25 protein-coding genes, 1 pseudogene and 1 riboswitch are annotated in these 25,305 nt (G+C 73.5%); of the genes and pseudogenes, 16 read left to right on the plus strand and 10 right to left on the minus strand.

Annotated elements, in window-relative coordinates; translation table 11 throughout:
- The first annotated feature begins 93 nt into the window (after nt 1-93).
- Nucleotides 94-2,046, plus strand: a complete 1,953-nt coding sequence (locus ACFOSY_RS02085) for an ABC transporter permease (RefSeq protein WP_394304984.1) — start codon at nt 94-96, stop codon at nt 2,044-2,046.
- 1 nt (nt 2,047) lies between these two features.
- Nucleotides 2,048-3,004, plus strand: coding sequence for an ABC transporter substrate-binding protein (locus ACFOSY_RS02090; protein WP_394304985.1), 957 nt, complete (start codon nt 2,048-2,050; stop codon nt 3,002-3,004).
- Between the two features lie 7 nt (nt 3,005-3,011).
- Here the strand turns inward: ACFOSY_RS02090 and ACFOSY_RS02095 are convergent, their stop codons facing one another.
- Nucleotides 3,012-3,521: a carboxymuconolactone decarboxylase family protein gene (locus ACFOSY_RS02095; protein WP_394304986.1), complete on the minus strand. Its 510-nt coding sequence runs from the start codon at nt 3,519-3,521 to the stop codon at nt 3,012-3,014.
- Between the two features lie 47 nt (nt 3,522-3,568).
- Between ACFOSY_RS02095 and pdxR the strand changes: the two genes are divergently transcribed.
- The 4 genes from pdxR to ACFOSY_RS02115 all read left to right on the plus strand — a co-directional run bounded on the left by pdxR (nt 3,569) and on the right by ACFOSY_RS02115 (nt 8,361).
- Nucleotides 3,569-4,951: a MocR-like pyridoxine biosynthesis transcription factor PdxR gene (pdxR, locus tag ACFOSY_RS02100; RefSeq protein WP_394304987.1), complete on the plus strand. Its 1,383-nt coding sequence runs from the start codon at nt 3,569-3,571 to the stop codon at nt 4,949-4,951.
- A gap of 205 nt (nt 4,952-5,156) precedes the next feature.
- Nucleotides 5,157-5,492: a hypothetical protein gene (locus ACFOSY_RS02105; RefSeq protein WP_225657086.1), complete on the plus strand. Its 336-nt coding sequence runs from the start codon at nt 5,157-5,159 to the stop codon at nt 5,490-5,492.
- 6 nt (nt 5,493-5,498) lie between these two features.
- A complete protein-coding gene (locus tag ACFOSY_RS02110) occupies nt 5,499-6,683 on the plus strand; it encodes a glutathionylspermidine synthase family protein (protein ID WP_394304988.1) in 1,185 nt (394 codons plus the stop codon).
- Nucleotides 6,684-6,787: 104 nt separating this feature from the next.
- Nucleotides 6,788-6,874, plus strand: a riboswitch (ZMP/ZTP riboswitch).
- 35 nt (nt 6,875-6,909) lie between these two features.
- Nucleotides 6,910-8,361 carry a glycine hydroxymethyltransferase gene (locus ACFOSY_RS02115; protein WP_394304989.1) on the plus strand — a complete coding sequence of 484 codons (1,452 nt, stop codon included), beginning with the start codon at nt 6,910-6,912 and terminating at the stop codon, nt 8,359-8,361.
- A 75-nt stretch (nt 8,362-8,436) separates the two neighbouring features.
- Here ACFOSY_RS02115 and ACFOSY_RS02120 read toward each other — a convergent pair whose 3' ends face one another.
- On the minus strand, nt 8,437-9,174 hold the full coding sequence (locus tag ACFOSY_RS02120; RefSeq protein ID WP_394304990.1) for a hypothetical protein: 738 nt from the start codon (nt 9,172-9,174) through the stop codon (nt 8,437-8,439).
- A 154-nt stretch (nt 9,175-9,328) separates the two neighbouring features.
- Here ACFOSY_RS02120 and ACFOSY_RS02125 point away from each other — a divergent pair, with 154 nt between their 5' ends.
- On the plus strand, nt 9,329-9,784 hold the full coding sequence (locus ACFOSY_RS02125) for a MerR family transcriptional regulator (protein WP_394304991.1): 456 nt from the start codon (nt 9,329-9,331) through the stop codon (nt 9,782-9,784).
- Nucleotides 9,785-9,891: 107 nt separating this feature from the next.
- A complete protein-coding gene (locus tag ACFOSY_RS02130; protein ID WP_394304992.1) occupies nt 9,892-10,815 on the plus strand; it encodes an NADP-dependent oxidoreductase in 924 nt (307 codons plus the stop codon).
- Here ACFOSY_RS02130 and ACFOSY_RS02135 read toward each other — a convergent pair.
- Entirely contained in the window at nt 10,802-11,617 is an 816-nt protein-coding gene (locus tag ACFOSY_RS02135) for a hypothetical protein (protein ID WP_394304993.1), read from the minus strand. The genes ACFOSY_RS02130 and ACFOSY_RS02135 overlap by 14 nt on opposite strands.
- The gene (locus ACFOSY_RS02140) at nt 11,614-12,156 is read right to left on the minus strand and encodes an RNA polymerase sigma factor (protein ID WP_394304994.1); all 543 of its coding nucleotides are present in this window, start codon (nt 12,154-12,156) and stop codon (nt 11,614-11,616) included. Before ACFOSY_RS02140 ends, ACFOSY_RS02135 begins: the two co-directional genes overlap by 4 nt.
- Before the next feature lie 131 nt (nt 12,157-12,287).
- Between ACFOSY_RS02140 and trpS the strand changes: the two genes are divergently transcribed.
- On the plus strand, nt 12,288-13,301 hold the full coding sequence (trpS, locus tag ACFOSY_RS02145) for a tryptophan--tRNA ligase (protein ID WP_394304995.1): 1,014 nt from the start codon (nt 12,288-12,290) through the stop codon (nt 13,299-13,301).
- Nucleotides 13,302-13,509: 208 nt separating this feature from the next.
- Nucleotides 13,510-14,088 carry a 2'-5' RNA ligase family protein gene (locus tag ACFOSY_RS02150; RefSeq protein WP_394304996.1) on the plus strand — a complete coding sequence of 193 codons (579 nt, stop codon included), beginning with the start codon at nt 13,510-13,512 and terminating at the stop codon, nt 14,086-14,088.
- Between the two features lie 471 nt (nt 14,089-14,559).
- Here the strand turns inward: ACFOSY_RS02150 and ACFOSY_RS34155 are convergent.
- The 3 genes and pseudogenes from ACFOSY_RS34155 to ACFOSY_RS02160 all read right to left on the minus strand — a co-directional run.
- Nucleotides 14,560-14,661 (minus strand): annotated as a pseudogene (locus ACFOSY_RS34155) (decaprenylphospho-beta-D-erythro-pentofuranosid-2-ulose 2-reductase); the annotation flags it as partial.
- 210 nt (nt 14,662-14,871) lie between these two features.
- On the minus strand, nt 14,872-15,627 hold the full coding sequence (locus ACFOSY_RS02155; RefSeq protein WP_394304997.1) for a decaprenylphospho-beta-D-erythro-pentofuranosid-2-ulose 2-reductase: 756 nt from the start codon (nt 15,625-15,627) through the stop codon (nt 14,872-14,874).
- A 34-nt stretch (nt 15,628-15,661) separates the two neighbouring features.
- On the minus strand, nt 15,662-17,017 hold the full coding sequence (locus ACFOSY_RS02160; protein WP_394304998.1) for an FAD-binding protein: 1,356 nt from the start codon (nt 17,015-17,017) through the stop codon (nt 15,662-15,664).
- Nucleotides 17,018-17,149: 132 nt separating this feature from the next.
- Between ACFOSY_RS02160 and ACFOSY_RS02165 the strand changes: the two genes are divergently transcribed.
- From ACFOSY_RS02165 to ACFOSY_RS02180, 4 genes are read left to right on the plus strand one after another with little or no spacing between them, the layout of a single operon-like run.
- On the plus strand, nt 17,150-17,683 hold the full coding sequence (locus ACFOSY_RS02165; RefSeq protein WP_394304999.1) for a phosphatase PAP2 family protein: 534 nt from the start codon (nt 17,150-17,152) through the stop codon (nt 17,681-17,683).
- Nucleotides 17,680-18,615 carry a decaprenyl-phosphate phosphoribosyltransferase gene (locus ACFOSY_RS02170; protein WP_006133467.1) on the plus strand — a complete coding sequence of 312 codons (936 nt, stop codon included), beginning with the start codon at nt 17,680-17,682 and terminating at the stop codon, nt 18,613-18,615. Before ACFOSY_RS02165 ends, ACFOSY_RS02170 begins: the two co-directional genes overlap by 4 nt.
- A complete protein-coding gene (locus ACFOSY_RS02175) occupies nt 18,612-19,049 on the plus strand; it encodes a GtrA family protein (protein ID WP_031017186.1) in 438 nt (145 codons plus the stop codon). Before ACFOSY_RS02170 ends, ACFOSY_RS02175 begins: the two co-directional genes overlap by 4 nt.
- On the plus strand, nt 19,037-19,954 hold the full coding sequence (locus ACFOSY_RS02180) for a YihY/virulence factor BrkB family protein (protein ID WP_394305000.1): 918 nt from the start codon (nt 19,037-19,039) through the stop codon (nt 19,952-19,954). Before ACFOSY_RS02175 ends, ACFOSY_RS02180 begins: the two co-directional genes overlap by 13 nt.
- Here the strand turns inward: ACFOSY_RS02180 and ACFOSY_RS02185 are convergent.
- On the minus strand, nt 19,902-21,176 hold the full coding sequence (locus ACFOSY_RS02185) for a D-alanyl-D-alanine carboxypeptidase family protein (RefSeq protein WP_394305001.1): 1,275 nt from the start codon (nt 21,174-21,176) through the stop codon (nt 19,902-19,904). The two genes, ACFOSY_RS02180 and ACFOSY_RS02185, sit on opposite strands and share 53 nt — an antisense overlap.
- 91 nt (nt 21,177-21,267) lie before the next feature.
- On the opposite strand from ACFOSY_RS02185, the gene ACFOSY_RS02190 reads away from it, so the two are divergent.
- Complete coding sequence (locus tag ACFOSY_RS02190) at nt 21,268-21,516, plus strand: SCO4848 family membrane protein (protein WP_006133463.1); 249 nt, start codon at nt 21,268-21,270, stop codon at nt 21,514-21,516.
- Between the two features lie 30 nt (nt 21,517-21,546).
- The gene (locus tag ACFOSY_RS02195) at nt 21,547-22,845 is read left to right on the plus strand and encodes a metallophosphoesterase (protein WP_394305002.1); all 1,299 of its coding nucleotides are present in this window, start codon (nt 21,547-21,549) and stop codon (nt 22,843-22,845) included.
- A 180-nt stretch (nt 22,846-23,025) separates the two neighbouring features.
- Here ACFOSY_RS02195 and ACFOSY_RS02200 read toward each other — a convergent pair whose 3' ends face one another.
- Together ACFOSY_RS02200 and ACFOSY_RS02205 are read right to left on the minus strand one after the other, a co-directional pair.
- A complete protein-coding gene (locus tag ACFOSY_RS02200) occupies nt 23,026-24,474 on the minus strand; it encodes an ATP-binding protein (RefSeq protein WP_394305003.1) in 1,449 nt (482 codons plus the stop codon).
- Entirely contained in the window at nt 24,471-25,160 is a 690-nt protein-coding gene (locus tag ACFOSY_RS02205; RefSeq protein ID WP_394305004.1) for a response regulator transcription factor, read from the minus strand. Before ACFOSY_RS02205 ends, ACFOSY_RS02200 begins: the two co-directional genes overlap by 4 nt.
- Nucleotides 25,161-25,305: the final 145 nt, after the last annotated feature.

Below are 25,305 nucleotides of genomic sequence, written 5' to 3' on the forward strand. Positions count from 1 at the left end.
CGACGCCCCCGCAGCGCGGGCCGCAGGGTCCGACACCCCTGCCCCCGCCCCCGGCACCGCGACACCCCCCGCCGCCGGTGAGGAGGCCGTCTGATGGCCGCCCTCACCGCCACCGCGCCGGGCGCCTCGGCGTGGCACGGCGTGTTCCGCAAGCCCGCCGTGCGCAAGCTCGGCGTCCTGCTCGTCCTCGCCGCCCTCCTCGTGCCGTTCGCCGCCGCGCGGTGGGGGAGTGGGGCCTGGCCCGGGGCGCTGACCGTCGACCTGTCCGAGCCGCTCGGCACCGCCAGCGACTGGATCGTCGACAACCGCGACTCCCACCCCCTGTTCCTCTACTTCCTCGGCCACGTCAGCAACGTCGTCGTCATCGCCGTACGCGCCGTCTATCTCGCCCTCCTCGCCGTCGGCTGGGCGGGAGTGACGGCGGGGGCCGCGCTGACCGCCTGGCGTGTCGCGGGGGTCCGGGCGGCGCTCGGGACCGGCGCCGCGTTCCTCGGCTGCGGGCTGCTGGGCATGTGGGTGCCCACCATGCAGACGCTGGCCCTCATGGTGGTCGCGGTCGCCGCGTCCGTCGTGGCGGGCGCGCTGCTCGGGCTCGCGGCCGGGCTGTCCGACCGTATGCACCGGGCGCTGCGGCCGGTCCTCGACACCATGCAGGTGCTGCCGGCCTTCGCCTACCTGCTGCCGGTCGTGCTGGTCTTCGGCATCGGCGTCCCGGCGGCCGTGCTCGCCACGGTCGTCTACGCCGCCCCGCCGATGGCCCGGCTCACCGCGCTCGGGCTGCGCGGCGCGGACAAGGAGGTGCTGGAGGCCGTCGAGTCGCTCGGGACGACCGCGCGCCAGCGCCTGCTGACCGCCCGCATCCCGCTGGCCCGCAAGGAACTCCTGCTCGGCCTCAACCAGACGATCATGATGGCGCTGTCCATGGCCGTCATCGCCTCGGTGATCGGCGCGGGCGGCCTCGGCGACCGCGTCTACCAGGCTCTCGCCTCGGTCGACGTGGGCGCCGCGCTCGCCGCCGGCATCCCGATCGTGCTGCTGGCGGTCGTCCTCGACCGGGTGACCGGCGCGGCCGGCGCCCGCCTCGGCGAGGCGCCCGCGCCGAACGCCCGCGCGCTGCGGTCCTACGCCCTGATCGCCGCCGTGGCCGTCGCGGTCGCAGGGCGGCTCGCGGGCCGGCTGGAGTGGCCCGAGAGCTGGGTCGTCGGCATCGCGGAGCCGGTCAACCGGGCCGTCGACTGGATGACCGCCCACCTGTACTCGGGCGTGCCCGTGGTCGGCGGCACCGCCGACTGGGCGGGCCGCTTCACCACCTGGGTGCTCGACCCGCTCCGCGACGGACTCCAGTGGCTGCCCTGGTGGAGCGTGCTGCTGATCGTCGCCGCCCTGGCCTGGCTGATCGGCACCGGGGGCACCGCGCTCACCGCCGTCCTCGCCATGGCCGCGATCGGCGTGCTCGGCGTGTGGAAGCCGTCGCTGGACACGCTGTCGCAGGTCATCGCGGCCGTCGCCGTGGCCCTCGTCGTCGGCTTCGCGACCGGGATCGCCGCCGCCCGCAGCGACCGCGTCGAGCGGTGGCTGCGCCCGGTGCTGGACGTGTTCCAGACGATGCCGCAGTTCGTGTACCTGATCCCGGTGGTCGCCCTGTTCGGCGTGGGCCGCGCCCCGGCGGTCGCCGCCGCGGTCGTCTACGCGCTGCCCGCGGTCGTCCGGATCACCGCCCAGGGGCTGCGCCAGGTCGACCCGGCCGCCCTGGAGTCGGCGCGCTCGCTCGGCGCGACCGGCGCCCAGCAGCTGCGGCAGGTGCAGCTGCCGCTGGCCCGCCCGGCCTTGCTGCTCGCCGTCAACCAGGGCGTGGTGCTGGTCCTGGCCGTGGTCGTCATCGGCGGCCTGGTCGGCGGCGGCGCGCTCGGCTACGACGTCGTCTTCGGTCTGGCGCAGGGGGACCTGGCGACCGGCCTGGTGGCCGGCGCCGCGATCGTCTGCCTGGGCCTGATGCTCGACCGGGTCACCCAGCCCACCGGTCGCCGCGCACGGAAGGGAGCGTGACATGCGGATCCGTACGATTCCCGCGGTGGCGGCGGGCTGCGCGCTCGCGCTGCTGACCGGCTGCGGGGCCGCCGACATGACCAAGCAGGCCTCGCCGTTCGCCAACGCGCGCGGGGCGAGGACGGTCACCCTGTCGGTGCAGTCCTGGGTCGGCGCCCAGGCCAACGTGGCCGTCGCCCAGTACCTGCTGGAGCACGAGCTGGGCTACCGCGTCGACACCGTGCAGGTCGACGAGGTGCCCGCCTGGGACGCCCTCAGCCAGGGCCGCGTGGACGCGATCCTGGAGGACTGGGGCCACCCCGAGCAGGAACAGCGGTACGTCGAGGACAAGAAGACCATCGTGAACGGCGGCGACCTGGGCGTCACCGGGCACATCGGCTGGTTCGTGCCGACGTACTTCGCCGAGCGGCACCCGGACGTCACCGACTGGAAGAACCTCGACAAGTACGCCGACCGGTTCCGCACCCCGGAGAGCGGCGGCAAGGGCCAGCTGCTCGACGGCTCCCCCTCCTACGTCACCAACGACAAGGCGCTGGTGAAGAACCTGAAGCTGGACTACCAGGTGGTGTTCGCCGGCTCCGAGGCCGCGCAGATCACCCAGATCCAGCAGTTCGCCAAGGAGAAGAAGCCCTTCCTGACCTACTGGTACACGCCCCAGTGGCTGTCCGAGCAGGTGCCGATGACGGAGGTGAAGCTGCCCCCGTACGAGGAGGGCTGTGACGCGGACCCGGAGAAGGTCGCCTGCGCCTACCCGCACACCCCGCTCCAGAAGTACCTCAACGCGGACTTCGCGCGCGACGGCGGCAAGGCGGCGGAGCTGCTCAGGAACTTCGAATGGACGACCGAGGACCAGAACGAGGTCTCCCTGATGATCGCCGAGCAGAAGCTGTCGCCCGAGGAGGCGGCCCGGACATGGGTGGACAGCCACCGCTCCGTCTGGGAGAAGTGGCTGTCCTGAGGGACGTTCAGTGATGCTGTCCCGGCTGGTAGTGGCCCGGCGTCACGCGGCAGGTCACGCCGAACCGGTTCCAGGCGTTGATCACCGCGATGGCGGCGATCAGCTGGGACAGCTCCGCCTCGTCGAAGTGCTCGGCGACCCGCTGGTACACCTCGTCCGGCACGAAGCCGTCGGTGAGGACCGTCACCGCCTCGGTCAGCTCCAGCGCAGCGAGCTCCTTCTCCGTGTAGAAGTGCCGCGACTCCTCCCACGCGGAGAGCTGGATGATCCGCTCGACGCTCTCGCCCGCCGCGAGGGCGTCCTTGGAGTGCATGTCCACGCAGAGCGCGCAGTGGTTGATCTGCGAGGCGCGGATCTTGACCAGTTCGGCCAGCTTCGGGTCGAGGCCCTGCCGGGCCGCGACGTCCAGCCGGACCATCGCCTTGTAGACCTCGGGGGCGTGCTTCGCCCACTCCAGGCGGGCGGGCTCCTCCGCCGCGTACGTGACCGTCCCGGTCGTGTCGGTGGTGTTCGTCATGCCCTCGACCCTAGGAGCCGGGCAGCCCAGGAGTATGGTCCATTTCCATGGCGGAACGCTGGGCCACTTTCGGCATGGACCTCCATCTCGACCCGAGCGGGCCCGGACTGCGGCGCGGTCTCACCGACGCCCTGCGGGAAGCCGTCCGCGGCGGCCGGCTCGCCCCCGGCACCCGGCTGCCCTCCTCCCGCTCCCTCGCCGCCGACCTGGGCATCGCCCGCAACACCGTCGCCGACGCCTACGCCGACCTGATCGCCGAGGGCTGGCTCACCGCACGCCAGGGCTCCGGCACCCGCGTCGCCGAGCGCCCCGTCCCCGCACGCCCGGCCGCCCCCACGCCCCGCCGCGCCCCCGGCCCGCTCCCGTACAGCCTGATGCCCGGCATCCCCGACCTCGCCTCCTTCCCGCGCGCCGAATGGCTGCGGGCCACCCGCCGCGCCCTCGCCGCCGCACCCCACGACGCCTTCGGCTACGGCGATCCGCGCGGCCGCCCGGAACTGCGCGAGGCGCTCGCCGGATACCTCTCCCGGGTCCGCGGCGTGCGCGCCGACCCGGAGCACGTCGTCGTCTGCTCCGGCTTCGCCCACGGCCTCCAGCTGCTGTCGGGGGTGCTGCGCGCCCGCGGCGCCCGCACCCTCGCCGTCGAGTCCTACGGCCTCGACGTCCACTGGGACCTGGTCCACCGCGCGGGCCTGAGGACCGTGCCGCTCGACCGGGACGCCCTCGGCACCCGCGCCGAGGACCCGGGCGACGCCGACGCGGTGCTGCTCAACCCCGCCCACCAGTTCCCGCTCGGCGGGGCGCTGCGCCCGGAGCGCCGGGCCGCCGTGGTCGAGTGGGCGCGGCGCACCGGCGGCCTGATCCTGGAGGACGACTACGACGGCGAGTTCCGCTACGACCGCCAGCCCGTCGGCGCCCTCCAGGACCTCGACCCAGGGCGCGTGGTCTACCTCGGCACCGCCAGCAAGGCCCTCGCCCCCGGCCTGCGGCTGGGCTGGATGGTGGTGCCGCCGTGGCTGCTGCCGGACGTCGTCGACCACGGCGGCGGCCGGACCGTCGGCGTCGTGGAACAGCTCGCCCTCGCCGAGTTCCTGACCTCCGGCGCCTACGACCGCCAGGTCCGCGCCGCCCGCCTGCGCTACCGCCGCCGCCGCGACGCCCTCGTGCGGGCCCTCGCCGACGGGGCGCCCCACGTCCGGGTCACCGGCATCGCGGCCGGACTGCACGCCGTGCTGCAACTGCCGCCCGGCACCGAGCAGTCGGTCCAGCGGTCGGCCACCTGGCAGGGGCTCCTCGTCAAGGGCCTGGGCTATTTCCGCCACCCCGGCGTCACCGACCCCGTCGGCGACGCCCTCGTCGTCGGCTACGCCACCCCGCCCGACCACGCCTGGGCCGGCACCCTGGACGCACTGCTCCGCGCACTGCCGTGAGCGGAGCACCCGAGGTGGTCCCCACCTGTGGAGCTTTCGTGACCGCCGAACGGGCGTATCCCCGGCACAAGGTGACAAACCCTCAGCGTCAACGCGCTCCGGACCGGGGGCTCCTGTGCGGCGCGGCCGGACGGTCTCTAGGCTGTCCGCCGCGAGCCGGGCGACACGGGAACGGTCCGGCGCGACACGAGGGGGAGCGAAAGGCATGGCGCAGACACGGCGACGGCTGCGGTCCAGCACGGTGGTGCTGGGCGGGATGGGAGTGCTCGCGGCGGCACTGTCGGCCTGTGGGTCCGACCCGGACCGGCGGTGCGTGGACCGCGACAGCTACACACTCGGCGACGGGTACAAGGTCGTCTCCGACAAGAACTGCTCCAGCGGCTCCTCCGGCTCCGTCGGCAAGGGCCGGTCCCGCGCCGCCGACGCCGACTGGTACTACGACTCCGACGTCAGCAGCGGCTACGCCGACAACGGCACCTTCAGCCGCAGCGAGGCCGTCGACCGGGGCGGCTTCGGCTGCTCCGGCAGCGGCGGGGGCTGAGCCGTCGTGGAACGGCGCACCACCGAGCCCCGCCCCGGCTGGCAGCAGACCGTGGAGGAGCAGGGGCTCATCTACCCGCTGACCCGCTACCCCGACGACTCCCTGCGCCCCTACTGGGACGAGAGCGCCTACTACGTCTTCGGCCTGGCCGAGGTCGAGGCGCTGGAGGAGACCGTCGAGGAACTGCACGCGATGAGCCTGGCCGCCGCCGAGCACATCGTCACCGAGGGCCGCTTCGCCGACCTCGGCATCACCGACCCGCGGGTCGTGGACGCCGTCACCGAGTCCTGGCGCCGCAGGGACGAACTGCCTTCCCTGTACGGCCGTTTCGACCTCCGCTACGACGGCACGGGCCCGGCGAAGCTGCTGGAGTACAACGCGGACACCCCGACCTCCCTGGTGGAGGCCGCCTCCCCGCAGTGGTTCTGGATGGAGGAGCGCTTCCCCGGCGCCGACCAGTGGAACTCCCTGCACGAGCGGCTGATCGACGCCTGGAAGAAGCAGTCGGCGCTGCTCCCGCCGGGCAGCCCGCTGTACTTCGCCCACACCGCCGGCGACGAGTCTGGCGAGGACCTGATGACCGTCGCCTACCTCAAGGAGACCGCCGAACAGGCGGGCCTGGAGACCGACTGGCTCTCCATGGAGGAGATCGGCTGGGACCGCCTCTCCGGGCGCTTCGTCGACAACCGCCTGCGGTTCATCCGCAGCATCTTCAAGCTGTACCCGTGGGAGTGGCTGACCACCGACCGCTTCGCCGGTCATGTGCTCGACACCCTCGACAACGGCGGCGGCACCGGCTCCACCCTGTGGATCGAACCCGCCTGGAAGATGCTGCTCAGCAACAAGGCGCTGCTGGCGGTCCTCTGGGAGCTGAACCCCGGTCACCCCAACCTCCTCCCCGCCTATCTCGACGGCCCCCGCGAACTCGCCGGCACCACCGGCTGGGTCGCCAAGCCGCTGCTGGGCCGCGAGGGCGCCGGCGTCACCGTGCACGAGGCCGGCAGCGCGCCGACGGCCCCCGACGAGCCCTGCTGTTACCAGCAGCTCGCCCCGCTGCCCGACTTCGACGGCAACCGCGTCGTCCTCGGCACCTGGGTGGTGGAACACGAGGCCGCCGGCCTCGGCATCCGCGAGTCCTCCGGCCTGGTCACCGACGGGTACGCCCGCTTCCTGCCGCACGTCATCCTCTGAACCCTCCGGATCCACCGGCCGGAGGCCCCGTCGGCGGCGGGAGCCTCCGGCACTCCCGCATCGCGGACACCCGCCGCGCCCGCCCTGCCCACCCGGTAACCTGGCCCGCGGGCCGTGACTGGCGCGCTGGGATGGGACCAACCATCGGGGAGCGGCCCGTGAGCAACGTGCCGTGCGCCTGGGCCATCCGTACCGTGAACGCTGAACGCTACGTCCGGAGGTCCCCATGTCTGCCGAGCAGCCGCTCACCCCCGAGTCCACCGCCTTCCGCTCCGCCCTCGACGTGATCCGCGCCGTCGAGCCGCGCGTCGCCGACGCCATCGGGCAGGAGGTCGCCGACCAGCGCGAGATGCTCAAGCTGATCGCCTCCGAGAACTACGCCTCCCCGGCCACCCTGCTGGCGATGGGCAACTGGTTCAGCGACAAGTACGCCGAGGGCACCGTCGGCCGCCGCTTCTACGCCGGCTGCCGCAACGTGGACACGGTCGAGTCGCTCGCCGCCGAACACGCCAAGGAGCTGTTCGGCGCCCGCCACGCCTACGTCCAGCCGCACTCCGGCATCGACGCCAACCTGGTCGCCTTCTGGGCCGTCCTCGCCGACCGGGTCGAGGCGCCGTTCCTGGAGAAGACGGGCGTCCGCCAGGTCAACGACCTCACCGAGGCCGACTGGGCCGAGCTGCGCCAGGCCTTCGGCAACCAGCGCATGCTCGGCATGTCCCTGGACGCCGGCGGCCACCTCACCCACGGCTTCCGCCCCAACATCTCCGGCAAGATGTTCGACCAGCGGTCCTACGGCACCGACCCGGCCACCGGCCTGATCGACTACGAGGCGCTGCGCGCCACCGCCCGCGCGTTCAAGCCGCTGATCATCGTCGCCGGCTACTCCGCCTACCCCCGTCTCGTGAACTTCCGGATCATGCGGGAGATCGCCGACGAGGTCGGCGCCACCCTCATGGTCGACATGGCGCACTTCGCGGGCCTCGTCGCCGGCAAGGTCCTCACCGGCGACTTCGACCCGGTCCCGCACGCCCAGATCGTCACCACCACCACGCACAAGTCCCTGCGCGGCCCGCGCGGCGGCATGGTGCTGTGCGACGACTCCCTCAAGGACCAGGTCGACCGCGGCTGCCCGATGGTCCTCGGCGGCCCGCTCCCGCACGTCATGGCCGCCAAGGCCGTCGCCCTCGCCGAGGCGCGCCGGCCCGCCTTCCAGGACTACGCCCGGCGCATCGTCGACAACTCCCGCGCCCTCGCCGAGGGCCTGATGCGCCGCGGCGCCACCCTGGTCACCGGCGGCACCGACAACCACCTCAACCTGATCGACGTCGCCACCTCCTACGGCCTCACCGGCCGTCAGGCCGAGGCGGCCCTCCTCGACTCGGGCATCGTCACCAACCGCAACGCCATCCCGGCCGACCCCAACGGCGCCTGGTACACCTCCGGCATCCGCATCGGCACGCCCGCGCTGACGACGCGGGGGCTCGGGACGGCGGAGATGGACGAGGTCGCCGGTCTCATCGACCGCGTCCTCACCACCACCGAGCCCGGCACCACCAAGTCCGGCGCGCCGTCCAAGGCGTCCCACGTCCTCGACGAGAAGGTCGCCGACGAGATCTCCCGCCGGGCCACCGATCTGGTCGCGGGCTTCCCGCTGTACCCGGAGATCGACCTGGGCTGAGGGCGGCTCGGTCACTGAGCCGCCCCGGTCGCTGAGGGCGCCCCGGTCAGCCGAGGGCGCCTTCGGCCGCCTCGGTCATATGTCCAGCAGTTGCTGGCGGGGGCCGTCGTCGCCCCGGTTCCTGCGGTCGCGCACGGCGGCCGCTCCCCGGAGCGCGTACGGGCGCAGTACCAGGGCCAGCACGGCTCCCGCCGCCAGGCCCGGCGCCGCCCACCACCAGTCGGTGCCGTCGTCACCCGCCGGCGCGGCACGGGTCTCGGAGGCCGCCGTGTCCGCGGCCTGATCCTCCCCGGGGCCGGCCTGCTCCGTCTCCCACGGCGCCGGGTAGATGCCCGGCGCCGACGCGGCGCCCGTCCTCTCGCCCATCACGCCCAGCGAGTACAGCACCTTGTACAGGGCCGTCGGATCCTCGGCGCGGTGCCAGAGGCCGTTCGGCGACTCGTCGAACCGCTCCGCCGTGTGTATCCACGCGTCCTGTCCCGCGTCCGCCATGAAGACCCGGTCCACCCGCCACGGCGTCACGTCGTGCACCAGCCAGGTCACGTTGAGCAGGCGTGCCGAGGCGGACATCGCCTCCGGCGGCCTTTCGCGGGTGCCCTTGCCCATCGGGCCGAGCAGCCGCTCGAGCTCGCCGTACGTCCTCTCGGAGCAGTACGCCGACGCCGTCTCCTGGCTCTCCGGTGAGACCACCAGGACGCTTGTCGGGCCTCCGGCGGAGGCGGGTGACGCGGCCCAGACGATCAGGGCCAGCGTTGCCGTCAGCGCGGCGGCTGCCGCCGTGAGTCGTCGTACGCCGTCCTTCCAGTGGTGCATGTCGGTCCCCCAGGTGGCTGGTCGAAGCCTGTGCGGCTCCTCGCGCGAGCCGCCTGACACTTCTGGTACACCGCTCGGTCCGGCGGGGTTCCCATGCGGTTCCGCGCAGCCGGTTCCGCGGGGTGTCCGCAGCACGCGGCGTAGGCTCTGAGAAATGCGGATAGGGGAGCTGTCCAGGCGCACGGGCGTCAGTCCGCGCTCGCTGCGGTACTACGAAGAGCAGGGCCTGCTGGCCAGTTCACGCTCCGACGCGGGGCAGCGTCACTATTCCGATGCCGCGGTCCAGCGCGTCTCGCTCATCCGGCAGCTGTTCGCCGCGGGGATGTCCAGCCGGGTGATCGCGACGGTGCTGCCGTGTGTGGACGTCCCGGACGATCTGGACGTCGCCGAGGAGACGTTCACGGCGATGATGCGCGAGCGCGACCGGATCGACTCCGAGATCGCGCACCTGATCGAGACCCGGGACGCACTCGACATGCTGATCAAGGCCAACAGCCGGCACCGGGCGAAGCTGTCCACGGACCCGAACCCGGACCTGAACCCGGACCCGAACCCGGACCTGAACCCGGAACTGGAACCGGACACGGAACCGGCGGTGCGGTCCGCCTGATGCTGTGATCCGCGTCTCAGCCGCTTGCCCCTCACATCGATGTCAGAAGTGAGGATGGCGACAGGCGCCCGGAATCACCGGGCCGGTCGTACGAGAGGCGGCGGACGATGGGGCAGGCGTGGGGTTACGGCAGGCATGGCGGGCCCGAGGTGCAGGAGTTCTTCGATCGTCCCGATCCTGTCCCCGGTCGCGGCGAGGTGCTGATCCGGGTCGAGGTGGCCGGCGTGAATCCCCTCGACCACATTCTGCGCGCGGGTCTGGTCGACGGGTTCGACGGCGGGCGTCCGTTCCCCCGCGTGCTGGGCATGGAGGCGGCCGGCACCGTTCTCGCCCGGGGCGGGGACGTCGACGGGCTCGAGGTGGGTGACGCGGTCTTCGGCTTCGCCCTCACCGGTGGCGGCACCTACGCCGAGACGACGGTGCTGTCCGCCCCGAACACCGCGCGCATCCCGGACGGTCTGTCCGCGACCGTGGCGGCGACGCTGCCGGTGGCGGGGACGACCGCGGTGGACGCGCTCGACCAGCTCGGCCTGCCGGCCGGTGCCACCATCCTGGTCAACGGGGTCGGCGGCGGGGTCGGCCTCGCCGTCGCCATGCTGGCCGTCGGGCGCGGGCTGCGGGTGATCGGCACCGGGAGCACCGCCAAACGCGAGCACGCCGAGGCCGTCGGGGTGCGGTTCGTCGACTACACCGCCGAGGACGTCGCCGCCGCGGCACGCGAGCTGGTCCCGGACGGCTTCGACGGGATCGTCGACCTGGCCGGAGGCGCCTCGCTGCGGACGGTCGCTCCGCTGGCCCGGGACCCCCACGACGTCATCTCGGTGGGTGACATGTCCGTACCCGGTCTCGGCGGGCGTGTCGTCGAGCGCCGCATCGACCGCGAGAACCTGGAGCGGTCGGCCCGGCTGGCCCTCGACGGGCTCCTCGCACCCGTGATCACCGCGGTCCATCCGCTCTCCGACGCCCCGGCCGCCCTCGCCACCGTCGAGAGCGGTCACGCCTCGGGCAAGGTCGTCATCAAGGTGGCATGAGACCGTCGGGCACGGAGGCCGCGATGTCCCGCGCCCGCAGGCGGTCCGCCACGCCCTCCAGGCGGAGCGTCACCGTGCCCGTGGGGCTCCACAGCAGGGTCGGGCCCGCCGTGCGTTCCTCGCGGGTGAAGCGGTGGCCCTGTGCGTCCGTCATCCAGAAGGTCAGGACGTGCGGGCGTGGGAACCACAGGGCGGGGCCGTTCACGTCCAGCCACTCGGGCTGGTACCGGAGCGTCTTGGTGAACATGTGGTCCAGGCCGCCCGCGAACTCGTCGAGGCGGATCGTGCGCCCCTTCTCCCGCCAGCACAGGCTCATCAGGAACCGGCCCCGCGGCAGCGCGCTGACCGTCACCGCGTCCGGGACGCCCAGCGCTTCCGGGACCAGCGGCGCGAACCCGGATCGCCGCTCCGCCTCGGCCAGGGACAGCGACCGCCCGCAGCCCGGCACCCGGGCGCCCGGTGAGGGCACCGCCGACGGGTCCTGCCGTACCTGCACGCCGTGGAAGCCGAACCAGTCGCTCACCGTCGCCCGCACCGGAGGCGTCAGCACCAGTACCGTCAGCAGACCGCACAGGGCCGCCAGCAGGGAGCGCCACCGGGTCCGCGTCCAGTGCCGGACCGCCCGCAGTCGGGACCGGGTGGCCGCCTCCGGGACGGGCGTCCGCTCGGCGAGTATCCGGGCGAGCACCTGCTCGGCCATGGTCTCCGCGCCCGCCGTCCCGTCGGGGGCGTCCAGGGAGCGGCCGTAGGCGCGCAGTTCCTCGCGCAGACGCCGCAGCTCCTCCTCACGCTGTCCGCTCACGCCGGCGCACCCCCGTCCGGAAGCAGCCGCTGGAGCCGGCGCAGGGCGCGGTTCAGGCGGGACTTCACCGTGCCCCGGGGCCAGCCAAGGGCCTCGGCGGTCTCCCGCTCGTCCATCTCCAGCAGATAGCGGTAGGTGACGACCAGCCGGTGCTCCTCGCTCAGCTTCTCCAGGGCGGTCAGCAGGGCCGCCCTGCGCTCCGTCTCCAGCGTGGCGACGGCGGGGTCGGCCGACTCCGGTATCACCGGCTCGGTCCCGACGAGGGCCGCCTCCCGGCCGGCCAGGGTCGTCCTGCGTGCCGCCGCGCGCACTGTGTTCCTCGTCTCATTGGCCACGATCGACAACAGCCACGGCCGGAAGGCCGCGCCGTCCCGGAACCGGCCCAGCGCGCAGTACGCCTTGACGAAGGCCTGCTGCACCACGTCCTCCGCGTCCGGCCCCGCCCCGAGCGCGGCGGCCGCCCTGAGCGCGATACCCGTATGGGCGCGCACCAGCTCCGCGAACGCCTCCGGCTGCCCGGCGCGTACGCGTGCGATCACCGCGGCCTCATCGACGATGCGGCCCCCCTCCCGCGTCCTCACACTCTTGTTACACCCCGCGGAACGGATCGGTTCCCACCTGTTCCCGGACCGTTCCTGACCGCCCCGTGAAACCTGAGAGAATGGGGGACATGGCCTTCGATCGACCCCGTGTGCTCTCCGGAATCCAGCCCACAGCGGGCTCCTTCCACCTCGGCAACTACCTCGGTGCCGTCCGCCAGTGGGTGGCGCTCCAGGAGACCCACGACGCCTTCTACATGGTCGTCGACCTGCACGCGATCACGATCCCGCAGGACCCGGCCGAGCTGCGGGCCAACACCCGGCTCGCCGCGGCCCAGCTGCTGGCCGCAGGCCTCGACCCGGACCGCTGCACCCTCTTCGTGCAGAGCCATGTGCCGGAGCACGCCCAGCTCGCCTGGGTGATGAACTGCCTCACCGGCTTCGGCGAGGCCTCCCGCATGACCCAGTTCAAGGACAAGTCCGCCAAGCAGGGCGCCGACCGCGCCTCCGTCGGGCTGTTCACGTACCCGATCCTCCAGGTCGCGGACATCCTGCTCTACCAGGCCCACGAGGTGCCGGTGGGCGAGGACCAGCGCCAGCACATCGAGCTGACGCGCGACCTCGCCACCCGCTTCAACGGCCGGTTCGGTGACACCTTCACGCTGCCGAAGCCGTACATCCTCAAGGAGACGGCGAAGATCTACGACCTCCAGGACCCGGCGGTCAAGATGAGCAAGTCGGCGTCCACCCCCAAGGGCCTGATCAACCTGCTCGACGAGCCGAAGGCCACCGCCAAGAAGGTGAAGAGCGCCGTCACCGACACCGACACGGTGATCCGCTACGACGTGGCGGAGAAGCCCGGCGTCAGCAACCTGCTCACGATCTACTCGACCCTCACCGGCACCGGCATCGCCGAGCTGGAGGAGAAGTACGCGGGCAAGGGCTACGGCGCGCTCAAGACGGACCTGGCCGAGGTCATGGTCGACTTCGTGACCCCGTTCCGGGAGCGCACCCAGCAGTACCTGGACGACCCGGAGACGCTCGACTCGATCCTCGCCAAGGGGGCCGAGAAGGCGCGCGCCGTCGCCGCGGAGACCCTCGCCCAGGCGTACGAGCGGGTCGGGTTCCTGCCCGCCAAGCACTGACAGCACCGGGCCGGGCAGCGCACCGGCGCAGTGAACGGGCTCACGGGCCCCGTCCGTACCACCGCACAGCGCTGTACATCACTCCGACTGCGCCTGCCCGCATCCGGGTCGTGGTCGTACAGTCGAGGACGGGTGACCGCTTCGGCGGTCACCCGGACGCGCACCCGCTCCACCACCGCGCTTCACCACCACAACGACAGGAGACGACGTGGGGACCGTAACGATCGGCGTGTCGATCGCGGTCCCGGAGCCTCACGGCAGCCGGCTTCAGCAGCTGCGCGCGGGCTTCGGCGACGCCGCCGCCTACGGCATCCCCACGCACGTCACCCTGCTGCCGCCGACGGAGGTCGCCGACACGGTCGTCCCGGCCGTCGAGGCGCACCTCGCGGAGGTCGCGGCGGCGGGCCGGCCGTTCCCGATGAGGCTGTCGGGCACGGGCACCTTCCGGCCGCTGTCGCCGGTGGTGTACGTCCGGGTCGTCGAGGGCGCCGAGGCCTGCACCCGGCTTCAGCAGCAGGTCCGTGACCCTGCCGGGCCGGTCGCCCGCGAGCTCCAGTTCCCGTACCACCCGCACGTCACCGTGGCGCACGGCATCGACGAGGCGGCCATGGACCGCGCCTACGAGGACCTCGCCGGCTACGAGGCCGAGTGGCCCTGCACCGGCTTCGCCCTCTACGAGCAGGGCGCCGACGCGGTGTGGCGCAAGCTGCGCGACTTCCCGTTCGGGACGGTCGTGGTGCCCCCGCAGGGCGGACACGTCGACCGGGGCTCGGTCTCCGCGCGTTGACCGGGGCCGTCCGGCCCCGCCTGCCCGGCCTCCGGCCCCGCCTGTCCGGCTGCCTCGTGACCGGGCAGCCGGCCTCCCACCGACCGGGTCGCCGGGCCTGATGACCCGGCCGTCCGACCTTCCGGTCTTACGACCCGGGCTGCCGAGCCCGATGACCGGGCGCCCGGCCTCACACCCGCCCGTCAGACCTCACGACCGGGTTGCCCAGCTTCCCGCCGGCCGGGCCGTCCGGCCTCCCACCGACCGGTTTGCCCGGCGGCCCGGCCTCACACCGGCAGCCGCCGGAACGCGCCGCGTGGGCAGGTGCCGCAGCGTCGACATCGCCACGCGCGCCCTCGGCTCCCGCGCCGTCTCCGAGGTCGCTCGGTCTCATACCGGAAGGCGCCGGAACACCTCGCGTGGCAGGTGCCGCAGCGTCGACATCGCCACGCGCGCCCTCGGCTCCCGCGCCGTCTCCGAGGTCGCTCGGTCTCATACCGGAAGGCGCCGGAACACCCCACGCGGCAGATGCCGCAGCGCCGCCATCGCCACGCGCAGCGCCCTTGGCTCCCGCACCGTCTGCGAGGCCGCCCGGTCTCACACCGGCAGTGGGCGGAACACCCCGCGCGGCAGGTGCCGCAGCGTCGACATCGCCACGCGCGCCCTGGGCTCCGACACCGTCTCCGAGGCCGCCCGGCCTCACACAGGCAGTCGGCGGAACACCCCGCGCGGCAGTTACCGCAGCGCCGACATCACCACGCGCAGTGCCCCCGGCTCCCACACCGTCTCCGAGGCCGCCCGGTCTCACACCGGCAGCCGCCGGAACACCCCGCGCGGCAGGTGCCGCAGCGCCGACATCACCACGCGCAGCGCCCCCGGCACCCACACCGTCTCCGAGCGGCGCCGCAGGCCCAGCTCCACGGCCGCCGCCACCGCCTCCGGGGTGGTGGCCAGCGGCGCCTCGGGCAGGCCCGCCGTCATCCGGGTGCGCACGAACCCGGGGCGCACCACCATCACGTGCACGCCCGTGCCGTACAGCGCGTCGCCGAGGCCCTGCGCGAACGCGTCCAGGCCGGCCTTGCTGGAGCCGTAGATGAAGTTGGCGCGGCGGGCCCGCTCGCCCGCGACCGACGACAGCACCACGAGCGAGCCGTGCCCCTGCTCCTGGAGCGCGCCCGCGCAGACCAGGCCCGCGGCGACCGCGCCGGTGTAGTTGGTCTGCGCGACCCGCACCGCGGCCCGCGGGTCCCGCTCGTCGCGCGCCTGGTCGCCCAGGGTGCCGAAGGCGAGCAGCACCATGTCGACGTCGCCCTCGGCGAACACCTTGCCGAGCGCGTCCTCGTGGCCGGCCGGGTCGAGCGCGTCGAAGTCGACGGTGTGCACCTCGGCGCCGAGCGCGCGCAGCTGCCCGGCCGCCTCGTCGAGGCGGGGGGAGGGGCGGCCGGCCAGCCACACCGTGCGGGTGCGGCGGGCGATCAGCCGTCGCGTGACCGCCAGCGCGATCTCGGACGTACCGCCGAGCACGAGCAGGGACTGGGGGAGGCCGAAGGCGTCCTTCACGACAGCTCCTCAGGGGGCCGGGAGGGGGAGGGGGTCACAGGCACAGGCGGCGGGACAGGTCCGAGGTGAACACCCCGCGCGGGTCCAGCTCGGCGCGCAGGGCACGGAAGTCGTCCAGCCGGGGGTACATGGCCGCGAGCAGCTCCGGGCGCAGCCGGGAGTCCTTGGCGAGGTAGACGCGGCCGCCGGCGCCGGCGACCTCCTCGTCCAGCTCGTCGAGGAAGGCGCCGAGGCCGGGCAGCGACGCGGGGATGTCCAGCGCGAGGGTCCAGCCGGGCACCGGGAACGACAGCCAGCCCGGATCGGCGTCCCCGAACCGCTTGAGGACGGCGAGGAACGACGGGCAGCGGCGCTCCGAGATCCGGCGCACGATCCGGCGCAGGGTGTCCTCCCGGCCGTGCCCGACGACGAACTGGTACTGCACGAAGCCGCCCCGCCCGTACACCCGGTTCCAGTGCGGCACGCCGTCCAGCGGGTGGAAGAAGGCGGGGATCCGCTGGAGCTCCCCGGTCCGGGCGCGGGGCGCCTTGCGGTACCACAGTTCGTTGAACAGCCCCACGGTCGTCCGGCTGAGCAGCCCCTCCGGCACGAAGGAGGGCGCGGCCGGCAAACGGGAGGTGCGGAACGACAGCGGCTCCCGGCGGGCGCGGGCGGAGCGCGGCAGGGCGTCCAGCGGGGCGTGGTCGCCGCGGGTGAGGACCGCGCGGCCGGTGGCCCTGCCGCGCGCCAGCAGGTCGATCCAGGCGACCGAGTAGCGGTAGCGGTGGTCGGTGTCGGCCAGACGGGCCATCAGATCGTCCAGGTCGGACGCGCGTTCGGTGTCGACGGACATCCAGGAGGTCCGCACGGGCTGGAGACGGACCGTCGCGGTGAGGATCACCCCGGTCAGCCCCATGCCGCCCGCGGTCGCGTCGAACAGCGGCGTGCCCGGCTCCACGGTGCGCACCCGGCCGTCGGCGGTGAGCAGCTCGAACGACGTGACATGGCGCGAGAAGGACCCGCTGACGTGGTGGTTCTTGCCGTGGATGTCGGCGCCGACCGCCCCGCCGACCGTCACGTACCGGGTGCCGGGCGTCACCGGCACGAACCAGCCCAGCGGCAGCAGCACCTCCATCAGCCGGTGCAGGGACACGCCCGCGTCGCACAGCACGGTGCCCGCGTCGGCGTCGATCGCGTGGATCCGGTCCAGGCCGGTCATGTCGAAGACCTCGCCGCCCGCGTTCTGCGCGGCGTCCCCGTACGCCCGCCCCAGGCCGCGCGCGATGCCGCCGCGCGCCCCGCACCCCCGGACGGCCAGGGCGGCCTCCTCGAACGTCCGCGGACGGACCAGCCGGGCGGCGGACGGAGCGGTGCGGCCCCACCCCGTGACGGAAACGGTGTCGGCAGGCATGACGGCGACCGTATCGCCCCTCTGTGGGCCGTTGGTTTTGAAACGTCAATCCCGTCCCCGAAACGGGTGATTAATGGGATGTCGTCCCGAAGCGATGGCATTCCGGTGCGCCGGGGGTGAACAGTGAGCCACATGGACGACCAGCACGACCTCCTCCGGCCCCGCGGTCTGCACGGGGTGGACCACCGGATCGTCTCCGCGCTCAGGGCGTGCGGCTCCGACCCGCGCGTGGCCGCGACCGCCCGCGCCCTGTCCTTCGCGGGGGAGCACGGCGCCGTGTGGGTCGCGGCGGGCCTCGCGGGCGCCGTCGTGGACCGTCCCCGGCGCGGCGCCTGGCTGCGCGGCACCGCGCTCACCGCGGGCGCGCACGCGGCGAGTTCGGTGGTGAAGCGGGTCGTGCGCCGCCCCCGCCCGGCGCACGTCGAGCCGCTGGTCGGCACCGTCGGGCGGCACTCCTTCCCCAGCTCCCACGCCACCTCCGCCGCTGCCGCCGCCGTCGCCTTCGGCGCGCTGGGCGCCCGCGCGGTGCCGCCGCTGGCCGCCGCCGTGTGCGTGTCCCGGCTGGTGGCCGGCGTCCACTACCCGTCGGACGTGGCGGCCGGCGCCGCCCTCGGCGCGCTCACCGCCCGGCTCGGCGCCCGCTGGATGACGGGAGGCACGGCGTGACGCTGCTGCGCGAGCGCTCCGACCGCGGGCAGGCCGCGCCGCCCGCCCGGGGCGGACTCCTCACCGGCCTCCTGCGCACCGCGCGACCCAAGCAGTGGGTGAAGAACGTCCTGGTGGCCGCCGCCCCGGCCGCCGCGGGCGACCTCTTCACCGCGCACGCCCTTACCCGGCTCGCCCTGGTGTTCGCGCTGTTCACCGCCTGCGCCGCCGCCGTGTACCTGGTCAACGACGCGCGCGACGCCGAGGCCGACCGCGCGCACCCCGTGAAGTGCCGCCGCCCGGTCGCCGCCGGACAGGTCCCCGTGCCCGTCGCCTACGCCGCCGGGATCACCCTCGGCGTGCTCGCCCCGGCCGCCGCCGCGCTGCTGTGCCCGCCGGAGCTGGCCGCGCTGCTCGCCGGGTACCTGGTGATGCAACTGGCCTACTGCGTCAGCCTCAAGCACGTCCTCGTCGTCGATCTCGCCGTCGTCACCGCCGGGTTCGTGATGCGCGCGACGGCCGGCGGGCTCGCCCTCGGCATCCCGCTGTCCCGCTGGTTCCTCATCACCACCGGCTTCGGCGCGCTGTTCATGGTCGCCGCCAAGCGCTACTCCGAGGCCGTGCAGCTCGCCGGGAACAACGGCGCGACGCGCGCGCTGCTCACCGAGTACACCACCGGCTATCTGCGCTTCGTGTGGCAGCTCGCGGCCGGGGTCGCCGTCCTCGGCTACTGCCTGTGGGCGCTGGAGGAGGGCGGCGTGCCGCACACCAGCGTGCTGCCCTGGCGCCAGCTGTCCGTCGTCGCCTTCGTCCTCGCCGTGCTGCGCTACGCCGTCTTCGCCGACCGGGGCACCGCGGGCGAACCGGAGGACGTGGTGCTCGGCGACCGCGCCCTCGCCCTCATCGGCCTGGTGTGGGCGGCGATGTACGCCCTCGCGGTGGCCGACTGGTGAGGGACCGGCTGCGCCGGCACCGGCGGGAGCTCCTCGGCTTCGCGACCGCCGGCCTGCTCGCCTACGCCGTCGACCTGGCCCTGTTCCTCCTGCTGCGCGGCCCCGGCGGGCTCGGGCCGCTCACCGCGAAGGCGCTGTCCTTCGTCGCCGGCTGCACCGTCGCCTACGCGGGCAACGCCCACGGCACCTACCGCGACCGGCGGGTGCGCGGCGCCCGCCCCTACGCCCTGTTCGTCGCCGTCAACCTCGCCGGCGCCGCCGTCCAGCTGCTCTGCCTGGCCGTCAGCCACTACGGGCTGGGGCTCACCTCGCAGCGCGCGGACACCGTGTCCGGGGCGGTGGTCGGCATGGCGCTGGCCACCGTCGTCCGTTTCTGGGGCACCAGGACATTGGTCTTCCGTGACGCGGGCAGAGTCGGATCGTGGACTGGCTGAAGAAGTTCCCGGTGGTGGGGCCGTGGGTGACGCGGCTGTCGCTGACGCACGCGTGGCGGTCGTTCGAGCGGCTGGACCGGGTGCACTGGACGCGCCTGGCCGCCGCGATGACGTTCCGCAGCTTCGTCGCGCTGTTCCCGCTGCTCACCGTGGCCGCCGCGATCGGCGCGGCGACCCTCGGCAAGGAGCGCCAGGACGCCCTCCAGGACACCGTCACCGACCAGGTGCCCGGCATCTCCGACCAGCTGGACGTCGGGGAGCTGGTGGACAACGCGGGCACCGTCGGCCTGATCGCCGGCGCCGTTCTGGTGTTCACCGGGATCAGCTGGGCCGGCGCCATGCGGGAGTGCCTGCGCGCCGTGTGGGAACTGCCCGACGAGGACGAGAACCCCGTCCTGCGCAAGGGCAAGGACGCGGGCATCCTCGTCGGCCTCGGCGGCGCCGTCCTCGTCACGCTGGCCGCCTCCACCGTCGCCACCGCCCTGGTCGGCCGGATCAGCGACGCCGTCGGCCTGGAGAAGGGCGGCTGGGGCGGGGCGGTCCTGTACGTCGCCGCGTTCGCCGTCGCCGCCGGCACCGACTTCCTGCTCCTGCTGTACGTCCTCACCCTGCTGCCCGGCGTCGAGCCGACCCGGCACCGGCTGACCGTCGCCGCGCTCACCGGCGCCGTCGGCTTCGAACTGCTGAAGCTGCTGCTCAGCGGCTACATCCAGGGCGTGGCCGCGAAGAGCATGTACGGCGCGTTCGGCGTCCCCGTGGCGCTGCTGCTGTGGATCAACCTCACCACGAAACTCGTCCTGTTCTGCGCCGCCTGGACGGCCACGCCCGGCAAGGCGGACGAGGCCGACGAGGTCACGGACGGGGACGGCGGCGCACCAGGTCCGGCAGCGGCCAGCGCCGGTTGACCAGGAACGCGCCGCCCGCGAGCAGCACCAGCACCCCGCCGGTGACGCCGAGCGCCACGCCCATGCCGTCGGCGCCGCCGCCGGTGTGCGCGCTCGCCACCGGCTGCGACCCTGCCCCGGTGCCGCCCGCCTGTCCGGGCGACGCGGACGGGCCGGGCGCGGCCGTGGCGTCCGCGACGCTCTTCGGCGGCACCAGCTCGCCCACCGGCTCGACCTTGCCGGCCGCGGCGAAGCCCCAGTCGAAGAGGCGCGCGGTCTCCTTGTAGACCTCGTTCGACTCCTTCTTCTGCGGGTTCATCACCGTCACCAGCAGCACCTTGCCGTCGCGCTCGGCGACACCGGTGAAGGTCGCGCCGGCGTTGGTGGTGTTGCCGTTCTTCACCCCGGCTATGCCCTGGTAGACGGGCACGTCGTAGTCGCCGCTGAGCAGCCGGTTGGTGTTCTGGATCTCGAAGGACCCCCGGACCCGCTTGCCCTTCTTGTTCTTCTTCGTCTCCCCGGGGAACTGCGCCCGCACCGTCGAGCAGTACTCCCGGAAGTCCTTCTTCTGCAGCCCGGAGCGGGCAATCAGGGTCAGGTCGTACGCGGAGGACACCTGGCCGGGGGCGTCGTAGCCGTCGGGGCTCACGGCGTGCGTGTCGAGGGCCTGAAGCTCCTTGGCGTGCGCGTTCATCTCGTCGACGGTCTTGTCCACGCCGCCGTTCATCGCCGCCAGCACGTGCACCGCGTCATTCCCGGAGCGCAGGAAGACGCCCAGCCACAGGTCGTGGACGGAGTACGTCTCGTCCTCCTTGACGCCCACCATGCTGGAATTGGCCCCGATGCCGGCCAGGTCCGAGGGCTCCACCCGGTGCGTCGTCGTCCGCGGCCACTTCGGCAGCAGCGTGTCGGCGAACAGCATCTTCAATGTGCTCGCCGGGGCCAGCCGCCGGTGCGCGTCGTGCGCGGCGAGCACGTCGCCGGTCTCGGCGTCCGCGACGATCCAGGACCTTCCGGACAGCCCCTTGGGCAGCACCGGGACACCGGCGGCCAGGTTCACCTGTGTCCCCGGCTTCCCCAGCCGTTCGCCGCCCACGACCGGCGTGTTCGCCGGGGGAGCGGCCGGCGGTGACGTCGAAGGGCTCGGGGCCGCGAGGGCGGCCGGCGCGGTCAGCGCGGTGGACAGCAGGACGGCGGAGGCGACCAGCAGGGAGCGCCGGACGGTCTTCTCGGTAGCGGGCACGGTCCGCAAGGTACATGCCATCCCTGTCGACGTCCCGGCCCGGTCCCCACCCCACGCGGGGAACCGGACACCGCGCGGCGATACTGGACGCATGAAGCTCAGCCGCCCCGTCTCCTGGTTCCTGCTCGCCTTCGGGGTGTGGAGCTGGGTCATCTGGATCACTTTCGTCAAGAACCTGGTCAAGGACAGCAGTGGGCTCGCCTTCGACGACGGGCACCCCACGGCGTACTTCTTCGTTCATCTGACGCTCGCCGTCGTCTCCTTCGTACTGGGGACGATCGTGGGGGGCATCGGGTTGCGCGGCCTGCGCGCATTGAGCCGGACGTCACGGACCTCGTGACGCCGTAGGGAAACAGGAGAAGTCCGCCTCGTGGCCATCGTCTTCGTACTCGTCGCACTACTGGTCGTCGCCGTCCTCGTGACGGGCAACTGGTACGTGTGGCGCCGTCTGTTCCGGGACACCACGGCGGGCCCCGGACCCGTGCGCCGGATCGGCGCCGCGGTCATCGCCGGAGGGTGGCTGCTGTTCATCGGCGGCATGGTCGCCTCCCGCAGCGAGGCGCCGTTCACCCTCCAGCGCGTGCTGGCCTGGCCGGGGTATCTGTGGCTGGCCCTGACCTTGTACCTGCTGCTGGCGCTGCTGGCCGGGGAGCTGGTGCGGCCGGCGCTGCGGAGGGTTCTCGAGCGGAGGGCGGGGGCGGGGGCGTCGGAGCCGGCCCGCGAAGTGATACCGGCGGGCCGGACCGAGGGGGCGGCGGAGGAGCCGGCGGAGAGCCGTCCCGCGGCGGACGGCGCGGAGGCGGGCGGTTCGACCGCCGTCGGGGTCGCCGGGGCGGGGGACGGGCCCTCCCGGCGGTTGTTCGTCGCCCGTGTCGTCGGCGGAGCCGCCGCCGCGGCCGCGGTCGGGACCGTCGGGTACGGGACCTACGGCGTCCTGCGCGGGCCGAAGGTCAAGAAGGTCACCGTGCCGCTGGCCAAGCTGCCCCGGGCCGCGCACGGTTACCGGATCGCCGTGGTCAGCGACATCCACCTGGGGCCGGTGCTCGGGCGCGGCTTCGCGCAGAAGGTGGTCGACACGATCAACTCGACCCAGCCCGACCTGATCGCCGTCGTCGGCGACCTGGTGGACGGCAGTGTGAAGGACCTCGGTTCTGCGGCCGCCCCGCTCGCCCAGCTGACGGCGCGTCACGGCGCGTTCTTCGTCACCGGCAACCACGAGTACTTCTCCGGCGCCGAGCAGTGGGTCGAGGAGGTACGCCGCCTCGGGCTGCACCCGCTGGAGAACGCCCGCACGGAGCTGCCCCACTTCGACCTCGCGGGTGTGAACGACGTGGCCGGCGAGGACGAGGGGCAGGGGCCGGACTTCGCCCGTGCGCTCGGTGACCGGGACCGGGCGCGGGCGTGCGTGCTGCTCGCGCACCAGCCGGTGCAGATTCATGACGCCGTGGACCATGGTGTGGATCTTCAGCTGTCCGGTCACACGCACGGTGGGCAGCTGTGGCCGGGGAATCTGATCGCGAGTGGGGCGAATCCGACGCTGGCGGGGCTTGACCGGTACGGGGACACGCAGCTGTACGTCAGCCGGGGGGCTGGGGCGTGGGGGCCGCCTACGCGGGTGGGGGCGCCGTCGGACATCACGGTGATCGAGTTGGCGTCGCGGCAGGCGTAGGGGGTTCGGCGGGGCCGGGGGTGGGTCCGCTCACCCGCGCTTGCCGGGTGCCTCCCCACTCTCGGCTCCGCTCGAGCGGGGGGACCCCCATCGCCCACCCGTGCCGCCCCAGCGGCACGATTGCCCGCAGCTGGGTGCGGTTGCCCGCAGGTGGGTGCGACTGGCCGCAGCTGCGTCGGCCTAGCGTGCCGGGAGGGTTACCGTGGCTGTCAGGCCTTCGCCCGGGGCCGTGTTCACCGTTACCGTGCCTCCGTGGGCGCGTACCACGCCCTGGACGATGGCCATGCCCAGGCCGCTGCCCGCGCCGCCGCCCGCGCGGAAGAAGCGGTCGAAGACCCGTGCCGCGTCCTCCGGCGCCAGCCCCGGGCCCTCGTCCGCGACCCGCAGCCGTACCTCGCCGTCCGTACGGGAGACCGTGAGGCGCACCGGCACGTCCGGCGGGGTGTGCGTGCGTACGTTGCCGACCAGGTTGCCCAGCACCTGACGCAGGCCCGCCTCGTCGGCGTGGACCAGGACCGTGCCGTCCGCGTCCACCTTCACCGGGCGGTCCGGCTGCTGCACCCGCAGGTCCTGCGCCGCGTCCCGGACGAGGCGGCACACGTCCACGTTGCGTTTCCGCAGCTCGGGGCGCTGGTCCAGGCGGGCCAGCACCAGCAGTTCGTCGACCAGCCGCCCCATCCGGTCGGACTCGGCGGTCATCCGGTCCCAGGCCCGCTTGCGCTCCGTGGGGTCGCGCAGCATGCCCCGCTCGTGGAGCTGGAGGTACCCGCGGATCGCGGCCAGCGGGGTGCGCAGTTCGTGCGAGGCGTCGGCGACGAACCGCCGCAGCTGTGCCGCGCTGCGCTCCCGCGTCCGGTACGCCGACTCCACCTGCTGGAGCATCGAGTTGAGCGCCAGCCGCAGCTGCTCCACCTCCAGCGAGGTGTCGCAGCTGGAGGGCACCCGCCGGGTCAGGTCGCCCTCGGCGATCGCGGAGGAGGTCTCCACCATGTCCTCCAGCGGACGCATCCGCCGCCGCACCCCGACCATGGTGAGGCAGGCCAGCACCAGCAGCAGCAGCGTGCCGATGGCCAGGTCGAACTTGACCGCCTTGACGATGCTGTCGTGCAGCGGCTGGGTCGAGCCGGCGACGAGGACGCCGGTGCCGTCGGCGAGGCGGGTGGCGGTGACCCGGTAGGTGTTGCCGCGCACGCGGACGTCCCGGGGCTCCGGGTCCCGGATCAGCGGCTCCGGGTCGCCCACGGCGTCCGCCAGGTCGCGCTGGACGCGGGACGGGGCGAAGCCGAACACCGGCACCGGCTCGCCCTTGCGGTCCACGGCGGCGAAGACCGAGTCGGGGTCGTCGTCGTCCCGGTTCCACTCCGGGTCCACCCGGTCGCGGAAGAAGCTCAGCGCGCTCAGCGAGTCGATCTGCCGCAGCGTCAGCTCCGAGCCGCCGAGCGAGTCGCGGGTGCCGAGCAGCTCGGTGTCGATCTGGTCGAGCAGGTAGTAGCGCATGCCGAGCACGCTCACCGCGGTCGCGGCGACGATGCCCAGGGCCAGCAGGACCACGTTCGCCACCGTGAGCTGGGCGCGCAGCGACCGCACCCGGGTACGGCCGGAACGCGGGAGGCGTATGCGCGGGGTCACGTCAGCCCGTACCCGACGCCGCGCCGGGTGGTGATCACCGGCGGGCCGAGGGTGTCCAGCTTGCGGCGCAGATAGCTGATGTAGGTCTCCACGACGGTCGACTCCTGGGGGACGTGCTCGTACTGCCAGACGTGCCGCAGCAGTTGCTCCTTGGGCACGATCCGGCCGGCGTTGCGCACCAGGAAACGCAGCAGCGCGTACTCGGTCGGGGTGAGCTCGACGCTGCGGCCGGCGCGGCGCACCGAATACGTCGTCTCGTCGAGCTCCAGGTCGCCGTGGCGCAGCGGGGCGCGCTGCGGCAGCACGTCGGCGGGGCGGGTGCGGCGCAGTACGGCGGTGATGCGGGCGACGACCTCGTCGATGTTGAACGGCTTGGTGATGTAGTCGTCGCCGAAGCCGAGCGCCCCGACGATCTCGGCGGGGGCGTCCCGCGCGGTGAGGAACACCAGGGCCGTCTGCGGCCTGCGCCCGCGCAGTTCGCGGCCCAGCGCGCGGCCGTCGCCGTCCGGCAGCATCACGTCGAGCAGCGCGCAGTCGGGGGACGTGTGCTCGGTCAGCGCGAGCGCCTCACGGACCGTGCCCGCGGTCATGACCTCGAAGCGGTGGTAGCGCAGCGCGATCGCGAGGACGTCCGCGATGCTCTCCTCGTCCTCCACGACCAGCACGGTGCCGGGAGTTGTCGTCATGCCCTCCAGTATCGGCGTGACCGTCCGGCGAAGTGCCGGTTGTCGCTTTGGAGTTCCTTGAGAGTCCCGGGCGAGCCGTGTCCCCGGGCGGGTGCCGCCGCCGATTCTGCTGCCAGGACCCGGGGGACCGACCGAGCGACGAAGG

Source organism: Streptomyces lusitanus, from assembly GCF_042647945.1.
In the GTDB taxonomy this organism is placed as follows: domain Bacteria; phylum Actinomycetota; class Actinomycetes; order Streptomycetales; family Streptomycetaceae; genus Streptomyces; species Streptomyces pseudogriseolus.

Coding starts and splice junctions, on each gene's coding strand:
- ACFOSY_RS02165 (WP_394304999.1), top strand. CDS start 17,150: ATGGACGACCAGCACGACCTCCTCCGGCCCCGCGGTCTGCACGGGGTG.
- ACFOSY_RS02090 (WP_394304985.1), top strand. CDS start 2,048: ATGCGGATCCGTACGATTCCCGCGGTGGCGGCGGGCTGCGCGCTCGCG.
- trpS (WP_394304995.1), top strand. CDS start 12,288: ATGGCCTTCGATCGACCCCGTGTGCTCTCCGGAATCCAGCCCACAGCG.
- ACFOSY_RS02190 (WP_006133463.1), top strand. CDS start 21,268: ATGAAGCTCAGCCGCCCCGTCTCCTGGTTCCTGCTCGCCTTCGGGGTG.
- pdxR (WP_394304987.1), top strand. CDS start 3,569: ATGGCGGAACGCTGGGCCACTTTCGGCATGGACCTCCATCTCGACCCG.
- ACFOSY_RS02105 (WP_225657086.1), top strand. CDS start 5,157: ATGGCGCAGACACGGCGACGGCTGCGGTCCAGCACGGTGGTGCTGGGC.
- ACFOSY_RS02125 (WP_394304991.1), top strand. CDS start 9,329: ATGCGGATAGGGGAGCTGTCCAGGCGCACGGGCGTCAGTCCGCGCTCG.
- ACFOSY_RS02130 (WP_394304992.1), top strand. CDS start 9,892: ATGGGGCAGGCGTGGGGTTACGGCAGGCATGGCGGGCCCGAGGTGCAG.
- ACFOSY_RS02085 (WP_394304984.1), top strand. CDS start 94: ATGGCCGCCCTCACCGCCACCGCGCCGGGCGCCTCGGCGTGGCACGGC.
- ACFOSY_RS02115 (WP_394304989.1), top strand. CDS start 6,910: ATGTCTGCCGAGCAGCCGCTCACCCCCGAGTCCACCGCCTTCCGCTCC.
- ACFOSY_RS02095 (WP_394304986.1), bottom strand. CDS start 3,521: ATGACGAACACCACCGACACGACCGGGACGGTCACGTACGCGGCGGAG.
- ACFOSY_RS02160 (WP_394304998.1), bottom strand. CDS start 17,017: ATGCCTGCCGACACCGTTTCCGTCACGGGGTGGGGCCGCACCGCTCCG.
- ACFOSY_RS02205 (WP_394305004.1), bottom strand. CDS start 25,160: ATGACGACAACTCCCGGCACCGTGCTGGTCGTGGAGGACGAGGAGAGC.
- ACFOSY_RS02120 (WP_394304990.1), bottom strand. CDS start 9,174: ATGCACCACTGGAAGGACGGCGTACGACGACTCACGGCGGCAGCCGCC.